The 12251-nt window shown below is 65.6% G+C and carries 11 protein-coding genes; 6 read left to right on the plus strand and 5 right to left on the minus strand.

Annotated features, from left to right (window positions below; translation table 11 throughout):
* Positions 1 to 427: 427 nt before the first annotated feature.
* The 6 genes from EUV02_RS10285 to xth all read left to right on the plus strand — a co-directional run bounded on the left by EUV02_RS10285 (position 428) and on the right by xth (position 7126).
* A complete protein-coding gene (locus EUV02_RS10285) occupies positions 428 to 3187 on the plus strand; it encodes a bifunctional [glutamine synthetase] adenylyltransferase/[glutamine synthetase]-adenylyl-L-tyrosine phosphorylase (protein WP_135246133.1) in 2760 nt (919 codons plus the stop codon).
* Between the two features lie 36 nt (positions 3188 to 3223).
* Entirely contained in the window at positions 3224 to 3691 is a 468-nt protein-coding gene (locus tag EUV02_RS10290; RefSeq protein ID WP_135246134.1) for a peroxiredoxin, read from the plus strand.
* Positions 3692 to 4489: a ferritin-like domain-containing protein gene (locus EUV02_RS10295; RefSeq protein WP_135246135.1), complete on the plus strand. Its 798-nt coding sequence runs from the start codon at positions 3692 to 3694 to the stop codon at positions 4487 to 4489. It begins immediately after the preceding gene.
* A gap of 287 nt (positions 4490 to 4776) precedes the next feature.
* Positions 4777 to 5910 (plus strand): M23 family metallopeptidase, encoded by a 1134-nt coding sequence (locus EUV02_RS10300; RefSeq protein ID WP_166430592.1) that lies wholly within the window; start codon positions 4777 to 4779, stop codon positions 5908 to 5910.
* 65 nt (positions 5911 to 5975) lie between these two features.
* The gene (gene erpA, locus EUV02_RS10305; RefSeq protein ID WP_135246137.1) at positions 5976 to 6305 is read left to right on the plus strand and encodes an iron-sulfur cluster insertion protein ErpA; all 330 of its coding nucleotides are present in this window, start codon (positions 5976 to 5978) and stop codon (positions 6303 to 6305) included.
* 47 nt (positions 6306 to 6352) lie between these two features.
* Entirely contained in the window at positions 6353 to 7126 is a 774-nt protein-coding gene (gene xth / locus EUV02_RS10310; protein WP_135246138.1) for an exodeoxyribonuclease III, read from the plus strand.
* Positions 7127 to 7183: 57 nt separating this feature from the next.
* Here the strand turns inward: xth and EUV02_RS10315 are convergent, their stop codons facing one another.
* From EUV02_RS10315 to lptF, 5 genes are all read right to left on the minus strand, one after another.
* Entirely contained in the window at positions 7184 to 7744 is a 561-nt protein-coding gene (locus tag EUV02_RS10315; RefSeq protein ID WP_135246139.1) for a hypothetical protein, read from the minus strand.
* Positions 7745 to 7847: 103 nt separating this feature from the next.
* On the minus strand, positions 7848 to 9011 hold the full coding sequence (locus tag EUV02_RS10320) for an N-acetyltransferase (RefSeq protein WP_135246140.1): 1164 nt from the start codon (positions 9009 to 9011) through the stop codon (positions 7848 to 7850).
* Positions 9008 to 9748: a sterol desaturase family protein gene (locus EUV02_RS10325; protein ID WP_135246486.1), complete on the minus strand. Its 741-nt coding sequence runs from the start codon at positions 9746 to 9748 to the stop codon at positions 9008 to 9010. The genes EUV02_RS10320 and EUV02_RS10325 overlap by 4 nt, the downstream gene beginning before the upstream one ends.
* Before the next feature lie 140 nt (positions 9749 to 9888).
* The gene (gene lptG, locus EUV02_RS10330; protein ID WP_135246141.1) at positions 9889 to 10980 is read right to left on the minus strand and encodes an LPS export ABC transporter permease LptG; all 1092 of its coding nucleotides are present in this window, start codon (positions 10978 to 10980) and stop codon (positions 9889 to 9891) included.
* Positions 10981 to 10998: 18 nt separating this feature from the next.
* A complete protein-coding gene (gene lptF, locus EUV02_RS10335) occupies positions 10999 to 12219 on the minus strand; it encodes an LPS export ABC transporter permease LptF (protein WP_135246142.1) in 1221 nt (406 codons plus the stop codon).
* Positions 12220 to 12251: the final 32 nt, after the last annotated feature.

Here is a 12251-nt window from a genome sequence, read left to right on the forward strand (position 1 = left end):
ACGCACGGGGGGCGGTCGTGGCCGGGTTCGTATTCGGGCCCGGCGAGCGGGATCAAGCCTGAGGACCCGAAGCAAAGTGTGTCAAATTGCCCGGACGTGCGCCACCCCGATTGTGTTCCAAGTGGCAAAATGTCGCACCGGATGCGGTAAATCGACAGGTTTTCACGACAGTATTCATGTGTTTGCACGGTGACTGCCGGAAATACTGCGGTGAATGCAGACTTCGGTAATTTTATGTCGCAAGCAAATTCGTACCAAGTAACTGGCTTGTTTCTGCAAGTTACTATTAAGTTCTTAAACTTGCATTTCGGCTGTCAAAACTGCTTTGCGCTACGGCGATTATTGGGCGCGTGATCGACGCGCACTGCGCCGCAACTGCTGCGCTTGCCGGCTTGCGCGGCCAATTTGCGGCTGTCACAACGGCTGCATGACCGAGGCTCTCGCCCCACTTGCACTGCCCGCGGATGCCGCGCGCTTGCTTGACGGTATGGCGGTCGATGCGGCGCTGGCGACGGCCGTCGCGCATGCCTTCAGCCAGTCGCCGTATCTCAAACGGCTGTTGCGGACGCGCAAGGCGGTGCTGCCGCTGATTGCCGAAGCGGGCTTTGACGCTGCCTTCGAAGCGCTGATGGCGCAAGCCGCTGCCGCCACCGGAGACATCGACGAGTTGCTACGTGCCGCCAAGGCCGATGTCGCACTGCTGGTGGCGCTCGCCGACCTCAGCGGCGCCTGGCCGCTGGAAACGGTGACGATGGCGCTGTCGCGCTTTGCCGACCTGGCGCTGCAACGCGCGGTGGCGGCGGCGCTGGCCGAACGCGAAGCGCCCGACGCGGGGTTCGCGGTGCTCGGGCTGGGCAAACTCGGCAGTTATGAGCTCAACTATTCAAGCGATGTCGACCTGATCTTTTTGTATGACCCCGACGTCATTCCGGTGCGGCCGCGCGAGGACCATGCCGAGGCAGCGGTGCGCATCGGCCGGCGCATCGTCCAGATCATGGATGCGCCGACAGCCAGTGGCTATGTCTTCCGCACCGACCTGCGGCTGCGGCCGTCACCCGAAGCGACGCCGATCGCGTTGACCTTTGCGGCGGCCGAGCATTACTATCAGTCGGAGGCGCTGACCTGGGAGCGCGTGGCGTTCATCCGCTGCCGTGTCTGCGCCGGTGACATGCAGCGCGGGCACGAATTCCTCGACACTATCGCGCCGTTCCTGTGGCGCCGCAGCCTCGACTATACCGCGATCCGCGATATCCAGTCAGTCAGCTTGCGCATCCGCGACCATTATGACGCAGGGCAGGCGGTCGGGCCGGGCTTCGACTTGAAGCGCGGGCGTGGCGGCATCCGCGAAGTCGAATTCTTCGCGCAGATCCACCAGATGATCTGGGGTGGCCGCGATGCGCGATTGCGCGTGGCACCGACCTTGGAGGCCTTGCGGGCGCTGGCCGACGCCGGGCGCATCGACGCGGTGACGGCAACACAACTGGCGCACGCCTATCGCTTCCTGCGCACCATCGAACACCGGCTGCAGATGCGCGCCGACGAACAGACGCATGCGGTGCCAACCAATGCCGCGCAGCGCGAGGCGGTGGCGCAGCTGTGCGGCTTTGGCGACTGGCGCGGACTCGAACGCCGGTTGAAGGACGAGACGGCGGGTGTGGCGGCGGCGTATGATTTGCTGATCGCGCAGGCCGGCGGCGTCGAGGTGCCGACCGAGGCCAAGGCGCTGCGGCGCTGGCTCACCGATGCGGGGCTCAAGCCGGCAGCGTTCGTGCCGCTGATCGAGCGCTGGCGGCAGGGAAAGTACCGCGCGCTGCGCGCCGAGGCGAGCCGCCACGAGTTCGAGGAAATCCTGCCCGAACTGCTGGCGACGCTGGCGGCGGCAGGTGACCCAGCGCAGGCGGCGGCGCGCTTCGACAGTTTCCTCGAGCAACTACCGGCGGGGTTGCAGTTTTTCGCGTTGTTGAGCGCCAATCCCAAGCTGATGCCGCTGCTCGGCCGGCTGCTCGGGGTGACGCCGGTGCTGGCGAATGCACTGGCGCGCGATCCGGCGTTGCTCGACGTGCTGCTTGGGCCGGAAGCGTTTGCGCCTTTGCCCGACGGTGCGGCGCTGCTCGCCAATTTGCGCAGCTTTGTGCGCGGTTCGAAACATCTCGAGGTGACGCTCGACCGTGTTCGTAACTGGACCGGCGAGCATCGTTTCCAGGTCGGTGCGCAGCTCATCGAAGCGCGCGTCGATCCGCTGGTGGCCGCGACCGGGCTCAGCGACTTGGCGGATGCGGCACTGCAGGTGCTCGGCGATGCCGTCGAGGCCGAGTTTGCCGCGACGCACGGGCGTATCGCCGGCGCCGGGCTGATCGTGCTGGCGATGGGGCGCTACGGTGGGCGGGCACTGACGCATGCCTCCGACCTCGATCTGATTTTCCTGTTCGGCGGCAGTCATGAGTCGATGTCCGACGGCGCCAAGCCGCTGGCGGCGACGAGCTATTTCAACCGGCTGGCGACGCGGCTGACCGCGGCACTGTCGGTGCCGACCGCGGCAGGCGCGCTGTATGAAGTCGATACGCGACTGCGCCCTTCGGGGTCGCAGGGGCTGCTCGCGGTCAGCCTCGACAGTTTTGCGCGCTACCAGCGCGAGGCGGCGTGGACGTGGGAGCATCTGGCGCTGACGCGCGCGCGCATCGTGCTGGGCGATGCCGGGCCGGCGCAGGCGGTGATTGCAGAGATTTTGCAGGCGCCGCGCGACGGCGACATGCTGCGCACCGACGTGCTGGCGATGCGCGGCGATATCGATGCAGCGAAACCCGGCCACGGCTTCTGGGACGTCAAGCTCGGCAAGGGCGGGCTGGTCGATCTGGAGTTCATCACGCACTTCCTGCAGCTGCGCGACCGTATGGCGCAGACCCCCGACCTGCGCGCCGCGATTGCCGAGCTAGTGGCGCGTGGCACGCTCGACCCTACGTTGCTCGACGCGCACGACCTGCTGACGCGGCTGCTGATCATGCTGCGGCTGGTGCTGCCCGACGCCGGTGCGGCGGCAACGCGCGTCGCCGCCGCACCGGCGGGCGTCACCGCGCTATTGGCGCAGGCGACGGGGCAGGCGGACTTTGCGGCGCTCGAGGCTGCGGTCGCTGCTGCAAGAAGCAGCATCATCGGCGCCTGGGAGGTGCTGTTCGACAAGCGGCGGTGATGCTAGGCAATGGCCTGAAAATTACAGGAGCCTCGCATGACCCTCGCCCCCGGCACTGCCGCCCCCGACTTCCACCTGCCCACCGACGCCGACGGCGACCTGACGCTCGCCAGCGCCAAGGGCCGCAAGCTGGTGCTGTATTTCTACCCGAAGGACGACACGTCGGGCTGCACCACCGAAGCCAAGGCGTTCACCGCGCTCGCCGCCGACTTCGCCGCCGCCGACACCTTGGTCATCGGCGTATCGAAGGACAGCATCGCCGCGCATGCCAAGTTCCGCGCCAAGCACGCATTGGGCGTGGCGCTCGGTTCGGACCCCGAGGGCAAGGCGCTCGAAGCCTATGGTGTCTGGGTCGAAAAGAGCCTGTACGGGCGCAAGTACATGGGCATCGAACGCGCCACCTTCCTGATCGGCCGCGACGGCAAGATCGCGCAGGCCTGGCACAAGGTGAAGGTCGCGGGCCATGCCGAAGCGGTGCTCAAGGCCGCACAAGCGCTCGCGTAAGTGACGACACTCGGGCAAGCGGCGGTCGGCGTGCTGCTGACCGGCGACGCGCGCGCCAAGGCCGCCGCCGCGTTGCAGGCTGCCGCGGACTGGCGCGCCGGCAAGCTGGCGGAGGGCTGGGTGCCTGTGCCCGACCGTCCGGCGCGGCCATTGCACCCTGAACTGCGCGACCCGTCGCACATGCCCAAGCGCGGCAAGGCGGGCAATCTGGCGTCACGGCAGGCGTTGCTGCATGCGGTGGCGCATATCGAACTCAACGCGATCGACCTGGCGTTCGACATCGTCGCGCGCTTCGGCACCGCCATGCCGCGGGCGTTTGTCGATGACTGGGTGCGCATCGGCGGCGAGGAGGCCGAACATTTTACGCTGCTCGCCGACCGGCTCGAGGTGATTGGCAGCCACTACGGCGCGCTGCCGGCGCATGACGGGCTATGGCGCTCGTCAATGGCGACGGCGCATGACCTGCTGGCGCGGCTGGCGGTGGTGCCGCTGGTGCTGGAGGCGCGCGGGCTCGATGTGACGCCGGAAATGATCGCGCGGCTCGAACGCGGCGGCGACCATGACAGCGCTGCCATCCTGCAGCGCATCTATGCCGACGAAATCGGCCATGTCGCGGCGGGGTCGAAATGGTTTCATTTTTGCTGTGCCGAATCGAATCTGGCCCCGCAGGAAACGTTCAAAAACGCGGTTTCGCGCCATTTCAGCGGGGCCGTTAAGCCCCCGTTCAACGACTCGGCGCGCGAACAGGCCGGTTTGCCCCCCGGCTTCTATCTGCCGGTTGTGCCCCCGGCGGCGTGATGCTTCAACAGGCTCGTCGGGACCGCGGTTCGCCAAGTTCCCGGCAGGATCAGGAAGGCTGAAGGTTGATTCGGCGCCCGGTCGGCAGCAGCGGCTGCGGACCGGAAAGTGAAGACTACAGGGGGTTGCACAACGTGATTCGGATCGACGCTGCCTGGCAAAGGTTTGCGACGCGTCTGACGCGAGCGCTTCCGGAACACGTCTTCACCTGGCACCGCGCCGACCGGGTGCACGTCATCACGATAGGGACACGCGAACAGCTTATGGCAATTGGTGGAACTGCTCTGGTGTTGGGTTGGCTCGGTGTCGCAACCGCCAACATGGTCGCTGGCAACAGCGTCACCGATGCACAGCTTGCCGCCAAACAGGCCGAACTCGCGGCGCTGTCGACCCAGGTTTCGGTGATGAAGTCCGACGTCAACGCGCTCAAGGGCAACGTCGCCACCACCGCCGCCAAGATCGAAGCCCGCCAGCAATTCCTCGCCACGCTGCTCACGGGCAAGCGCGACCTCGCCCAGCTGGCAGCGATGCTGCCGCGCGCCGATGCCGGTGGTGATGCGCTCGTCACCGCCGCCGAGCTGCTGCCGGTCAAGGGCAAGCGCGGCAAGAACGCCCAGATCAATCCGGCGCTCGCCGAAGCCGCCGTGCTCGAACCGTTCCGTAAACTTGAATCGCAGCAGCTGGCGTTTGTCGATACCGCGACCAACGCCGCGCAGGCCCGCCTCAAGGAAACCCAGACGCTGGTGCGCCGCCTCGGGCTCGATCCCGACCGGCTGATCGCGCAGTCGGCGACTGGCATGGGTGGCCCCTACATCCCGGCAAACAGCGAAGAACTGACCGGCGCCGAGCCGCGCTTCAAGGATCTCTATCTCAGCTGGAAAAAGCTCACCACGCTCGAAGCCGCGCTGGTGTCGATTCCGGCTTTCGCGCCGGTCGCCAATTATTCGCTGACCTCGGGCTTCGGTTATCGCTACGACCCGTTCAATGGCGGTGCCGCGATGCACGCCGGGCTCGACATGGCCGGCAGCCAAGGCGAGCCGATTTATGCGGCGGCTGCGGGTGTCGTCGGCGTTGCCGGTCGCAGCGGCGGCTACGGCAACCTCATCGAACTCGAACACGGTCGCGGCATGGCGACGCGCTACGGCCATCTGTCGGCGATCCTCGTGCAGCCCGGCGAGACCGTCAAGCAGGGCCAGCTGATCGGCCGCATGGGCTCGACCGGCCGCTCGACCGGCACGCATCTGCACTATGAAGTCCGCATCGATGGCCGCGCGGTCAATCCGCGCCCCTATCTCGCCGCCAGCAGCTATGTGCTCGCCGCGCAAAGCCGCGCCGTGCAGGGCGCAACCGAATCGGGCACCGCCGTCGCTGCCAGCAGCTTCACCGGCCAAAGCTTCACCGCAGGTATCGGCGGCCGCTAAGCCCAGCCCGCGGCAGCGCATCCTAGCCAATTGCAACCACGTCGCATCATGCCTATGTTGAGGGCATGAACGCACCCCAACTCATGCCCGCCGCCGCCGCCCGCGTCGCTGCCATCGCCGCGCGGCAGGGCAAGCCGGGGCTCAAGCTGCGGCTCGCTGTCGATGGCGGGGGTTGCGCCGGCTTCCAGTACCGCTTCGGCCTTGAAACCGATGCCGCGCCCGATGATCTGGTGGTTGAAACCGATGGCGTGACGATGCTCGTCGATGCCATCAGCCTGCCGTTTCTGGAGGGCGCGCAAGTCGACTATGTCGAAACCATCGGCGCCGCCAGCTTCCAGGTGAAGAACCCCAACGCCCAGTCGGGCTGCGGCTGCGGCAGCAGCTTTTCGGTTTAGGCTTTACGGCCCTAGGAGCCGCGCGCCGGCACTGCTAAACAGACGCCATGCGCATCGCGACCTTCAACATCAACGGTACCGCCGCCCGCCTTCCGCGCTTGCTCGAATGGCTGGCGACGACGCAGCCCGACGTCGCCTGTCTGCAGGAAATCAAGACCGTCAGCGAGAATTTCCCGGTCGAGGCGCTGCGCGAAGCGGGGTATCACTGCCTCGTCCACGGGCAGAAGGGCTTCAACGGCGTCGCCATCCTGTCGAAGGAACCCGCGACCGAAACGCAGCGCGGACTGCCCGGCGACGACGCCGACGAACAGTCGCGCTACCTTGAGGCCGATGTCGGCGGCGTGCGCGTCGCGTCGATCTACCTGCCCAACGGCAACCCGCAGCCCGGCCCGAAGTTCGATTACAAGCTGGCATGGCTGGCGCGACTCGAGCGCCACGCCGCCGCGCTGTTTGCCACCGAACTGCCGGTGGTGCTGGCCGGCGACTATAACGTCATTCCGACCGATGCCGATGTGTTCAGCCCTGCCGCGATGGCCGATGACGCACTGATGCAGCCGGAGTCGCGTGCCGCGTATCGCCGGCTTCTCTACGCCGGCTGGACGGACGCCATCCGCGCCCGCACGCCGACCGGGCCGGTCTATACCTTCTGGGACTATCAGGCGGGCGCCTGGGCACGCAACCACGGGCTGCGCATCGACCATCTGCTGCTGTCACCGCGTGCCGCCGACCGGATCACCGACGCCGGTGTCGACCACAAGGTGCGCGGCGCCGAGCGCGCGTCGGACCATGCGCCGGCTTGGGTGGATTTGAGGGCGGCTTAAGAAAGGGCCTCCGGCGGGCAGGGGCTAGCCCCTGCACCCAATAATCGGGTGCAGGGCTCAGGCTTGCCCGCCGGAGGCTCTTCCTGTCGTTTCAACGCGACCTTTTTCGGCCGCGACGTCGGCCTTCCACTGCGCGACCGTGCTGGATACCGCGCGCACCGGCGTTTCGGCGACGATCCGGTCCATGAACTTGCCGAACGATCCGTGGTAGAGCGCACGGCGCTGCTTCCAGGCGACGCGCCAGCCCGGAGTCGACAGCGCCATTCGCCAGCTCGCGGTAAACGACGCAAAGGCTTCGGCGTTGAGCAGACCGCTTTCGTGCTGATAATAAGCGTCTTCGGCGTCATTGAAGAACGCGTTCATGTAATAGATGAACTGGTTGACTTCGGTATCGCTGATGTCTTCGGCGCCGGCGAGACCCTTGGCGAGCGCATCGGCTAGCGAAGCATCGGTGGCGGCGAGCAGGATTTCCACGAGGCGGGTCGAGCGGCCGTGTCGAATGGCGGCCTGCTGATTGCGATCGGTCTGGCGGACTTGCCGGTTGAGGTAGATCAGCGAAACGAGCACGGCGAGGCTGCTGAGCAGGCTGCCAATCGACACCAGATCCGATAGCGACATCACATTCTCCCCCCGTAGCGGGCGGCAGCATGCCAGAAATCAGGGGGATGTTGAACAGGGCCTCCGGCGGGCAGGGGCTAGCCCCTGCCCGCCGGAGGCTCTTTTACGCGATCGTGCGTTCGAAAATCCGGTAGGTCTTGGTGATATGGCTGTCGATGGCGTGGGCGATCGACTGCATCGGGCCATTGTCATCGAGGATCCAGCCGATTTCGCCGACCTTGCCGTCATAGGTTTCGGTGCCCGAGCGCCGGATATATTCGATCAGCATGAACGCCAGCATCGATGCGGTGCGCGAGCCCTGCAGCGATTTGCGTACCCCCATCAGTGGCACGCGCAGCCGCCGTGTCTTGGGATTGTGCAGCCGCCATAGCAGCTTTGCCCAGCCGAACGGGAACAGGCTGCCGCCGAGGTCGCGGGTGAATTCGTTGAGGTCGGGCAGCGCGATCATGAACGCCACCGGCACGCCGTCGTAGCTGGCGATGCGGATGAGGTCTTCATAGACCAGCGGCTTGAGCTTTTTGCCGACATGCGCGACTTCGAGCGGGGTCAGCGGTACGAAGCCCCAGTTCCCCGTCCAGGCGTCGTTGAGAATGTCGAGGATCAGCGCGGCTTCTTCGGCAAAGCGCGACTTGTCGACCTTGCGGACGCTGATGCGCTTGTTCTTTTCGCCCGACGACACGATGCGCTGGACGATGTCGGGGAAGCTGCGCGTGACGTCGAGCTCATAGGTGTAGAGGTCCTTGACCCCGACATAGCCGCAGCCTTCGATCAGCGTTTTGTAATAGGGCAGGTGGTGGCCCATCATCACCGTCGGCGGCTTATCGAAGCCATCGACCAGCAGGCCGGGTTCGTCCCAGATCGAGATGCTGTACGGACCTTGCGCGCGCTGCATGCCTTCGGACCGCAACCAGGCTTCGGCGGTGTCGATCAACGCCTTGGCGACAGCGGCGTCATCGATGCATTCGAACATGCCGAAATGGCCGAGCGCCGGGTCGATGTGTTCGAGCACCAGCGTGTCGACCTGCGCCGAGATGCGGCCGACGGCTTCACCGCCGCGCCATGCCAGCCAGAACTTGGCACGGCCGTGTTCGAACCATGGATTGCTGCGGATGTCGCCGATCAGCGCCGCGATGTCCGACTTGAGCGGCGGCACGAAGTTCGGGTCATTGGCGTACAGCGTGTAGACCAGATCGATGAACGCCTTGCGGTCGGCGGGGCTGGTGACTTCACGGATCACCAGCCCGGAGGCAGCCTTGGGATCGGTCACGCGGCGCGTTCGGTGTCGGCGTTGGCGGCCGCCTGCGCGCGCTGGCGCGGGTGGCTGTTCTGGATGACGCCGCCCGACAGCTTCGCGACCCATGGGTAAACCTTGGCGACTTCCTCGGTATAGCCGAGGTTGAACACCGTCGGGCTTTTTGCCTTGCGGTCGGCGCGGTCGTACAGCGTGCCGAACAGCCGGTCGGGCACGAAGTTGGTGATGCCGAAATTGCCGTCTTCATCGTGGAAATGGTGCGCCATGTGACGCATCTTCATCTCCGCCAGCCACTTCGCCTTGGGCTTGATGTTGAGGTGTTCGATGCAGTGGCAGAATTCGTAGAAGCACGTCGCCAGCAGGCCGGCCGCCGTGGCAATCGCCGCGCCGCCGATTCCACCGATCAGGTAGCCGACGGGTGCCGTGGCGATGACGATCGTCGGCAGCGTCGTGTAGAGCGCGCCGAACAGCACTTCGAGGTGGTTCGGATCCTGATGATGGTCATAGTGGATGCGCTTCCACGCCGGCGACAGCAGCGGGTAACGCCACATCCAGCGGCCGTGCAGGACCCAGCGGTGCAGCACGTACCAGGCGAACGGATAGACGACGACCGCAAACGCGGCTGCGACAAAGCCGCGCACCAGCGTCGTCGGGTTGGCCCAGGCGATGTACGCGCACACGGCGGTCAGCACCAGATAAGCCTGAATGGCGTAGTATTGGAAATAGGCAACGACCAGCTCGCGCAGGCTCATCTTGTCGAGGAAGTGTGAGCGATTCCAGATACCGGGCTTTGGCAAAACTCCAGCCTTCACCGTAACTTCTCCTTTGTGGCGCACATCGCCTTAGGCTGATGTTGATAGCGCGCCAATGCGGCGGATTTTGGACGGCGTGCCTATTCCTCGGTGCGGAAAAGCACGGCCTCGCCGATCAGGAAGAACAGCAGGAACGGCGCCCAGGCGGCGAGCAGCGGCGGGATGTTGCCGAAGCTGCCCATCGCCATCAGGAAGTTGTCGGCGACGAAGAAGGTGAAGCCCAGCGCCAGCCCGATGACGGCGCGGAAGAACAAATGCCCCGACCGCGCCAGCCCGAAGGCGGCGACGGCGCCAAGCAGCGGCATCAGCACCGCCGACAGCGGTCCCGAAATCTTGTGGTTGGCCTTGGCGATCAGCTGGTCGACGGACTTGCCGGCGTCGCGCTGTTCGCGAATGTCGCCGAGCAGCTTCCAGAACGGCACGAAGTCGGCGTTGACCGACACGGTAGTGAATTGCGCCGGGATGACCGTGCTTTTGATGTCGAGCACTTCGCTGGCGGTTTCGACACCGCGGTTGACATCGAAGGCGCGCACGCCGGTCAGTCGCCAGCCGCCGCTGACCGGCCGTGCCGCGGTCGCGCGGATAACGCGCTGCAGCCGGTTGCCCGACCGGTCATAGATGGTGACGTTTCGGAGTTGTGTCGCCGCACCGGTACCGGTCACGGTTTCTGCGTTGAAAAGGTCATCGCCGCCGCGCACCCAGCTGTTGGTGACGGTCTTGGGGCCGGACGGCAGCTTTTTGTAATCGCTGCCCTTCCACACATCGAGCGTCGCATTGGCCCTGACCAGCACGGTTTCGTTGAAGGCGAAGTTGAGCACCGCAATGCCGAGCGCGGCAAAAATCAGCGGCGCCAGAATCTGGTGCGCCGAAATGCCGGCGGATTTGAAGATCACCACCTCGCTATTCTGGTTGAGCGTGGCGAGCGTGACCAACGTGCCAAGCAGCACCGAAAACGGCAGGAACAGCGCGGCAATCTGCGGCGCGCGCAGCGACACATAGTACCAAAGCTGCGCCTCCGAATTGCCCGCCGCCAAGATGTTCGACGATTCGCCGAGCAGGTCGAGCGTCTGCAGGATGACCACCAGCGCGGCGAGGAAAGCAAACGTCCGCACCAGGAACATCTTGGCGGTATAGGCGGCGATGGTGCGCGACGGGAAAATTCTGCCGGCCATGGTCAACCCCCCGCCACTTTAACCCGCCGTCCGCACATCGTCACGCCATGGCTGCGCGCGGCGCACCAGCTTGACAAACAGCCCCGAAAGCTTGGCGAAGCCCTTGTCGAGCCATGCAATCGGCTGGCCGCCGGGCTTGTAGGCGATGATGTAGTACATCCACATCGACAGCATGACGAAGCCGGTGAAGGGTATCCACTGCGCCAGCACCGGATCGACGCGGCCGATGGCGCCCATGCGTTCGCCATATTCGGACATCTTATGATAGGTCACCAAGATGATGATGCTCAGAAATACCCCGAGCGCCGATGTCGAGCGCTTGGGCGGCACCGCCAGCGCCACCGCGAGGAACGGCAGGATGAACATCACCACGCACTGCACGATGCGCCGGTGCAGCGTCGCCTTGGCGGCGTAGCGGTCAAGCGACGGCGTGTCGGCGGCGCGGCTGACGCGCACCAGTTCGGGCAAGGTCATTTCGAGCCGCTTGTCGCCGCGGGTGCGGAACACCCCCATGCGCGGCAGATTGACCGGCAGGTCATGCTGGTCGAACGACAATACCCGCGGCACGGCGGTCGGGTTGACGTTGTGGACCAGCGTGCCGTGTTTGAGGCGTAGCAGGATGACATCGGGGTCGTCGGTCGACAGGAACATGCCGCTGTCGGCGGTGACCGCCACGGTCTGTCCGTCCTTGCCGACGGCGCGGACGAACAGCCCGCGCAAGTCGGCGCCGTGGTTGAAGCTTTCCTCGACGCGCAGCGTGATGCCCTTGCCGAGCTTGGCGAACTCGCCGACTTTGATCGACGCCCCGAGCGCGCCCGAGCGCAGTTCGAAGCGCAGCCCTTCATAGGCGTAGCGCGATGTCGGCTGCAGGAACCCGACAATGCCGAAATTGATGACGGCGAACAGCAGCGCGAACAGCATCGGCACGCGCAGCAGGCGGTTGTACGAAATACCCACCGCGCGCAGCGCGTCGAGTTCGCTCGAGGCCGCCAGCCCGCGAAACGCCAGCAAGATGCCCAGCATGACGCCGATCGGGATGCCCAGCGACAGATACTCGGGCAGCAGATTGCCGAGCATCCGCCACACGACGCTGACCGGGCCGCCTTCGTTCATCACGAAGTCGAACAGTCGCAGCATCCGGTCGAGCAACAGCAGCATCGCCGCGATCGTCAACGTCGACAGCAGCGGCAACGCGATCAGCCGCGCCAGATATCGGTCAACACGGGTGAGAAGGGGCAAGCGATGTTCCTGCGGCGGTGTGCGGCCTGCCT

The sequence above is a fragment of the Glacieibacterium arshaanense genome, assembly GCF_004681125.1.
Taxonomy (GTDB): Bacteria; Pseudomonadota; Alphaproteobacteria; order Sphingomonadales; family Sphingomonadaceae; genus Polymorphobacter_A; species Polymorphobacter_A arshaanense.

Bases quoted from the DNA above. Each gene is read 5' to 3' on its own strand.
- erpA (WP_135246137.1), top strand. From the start codon at position 5,976: ATGAACGCACCCCAACTCATGCCCGCCGCCGCCGCCCGCGTCGCTGCC.
- EUV02_RS10315 (WP_135246139.1), bottom strand. From the start codon at position 7,744: ATGTCGCTATCGGATCTGGTGTCGATTGGCAGCCTGCTCAGCAGCCTC.
- EUV02_RS10290 (WP_135246134.1), top strand. From the start codon at position 3,224: ATGACCCTCGCCCCCGGCACTGCCGCCCCCGACTTCCACCTGCCCACC.
- xth (WP_135246138.1), top strand. From the start codon at position 6,353: ATGCGCATCGCGACCTTCAACATCAACGGTACCGCCGCCCGCCTTCCG.
- EUV02_RS10285 (WP_135246133.1), top strand. From the start codon at position 428: ATGACCGAGGCTCTCGCCCCACTTGCACTGCCCGCGGATGCCGCGCGC.
- lptG (WP_135246141.1), bottom strand. From the start codon at position 10,980: ATGGCCGGCAGAATTTTCCCGTCGCGCACCATCGCCGCCTATACCGCC.
- EUV02_RS10325 (WP_135246486.1), bottom strand. From the start codon at position 9,748: ATGAGCCTGCGCGAGCTGGTCGTTGCCTATTTCCAATACTACGCCATT.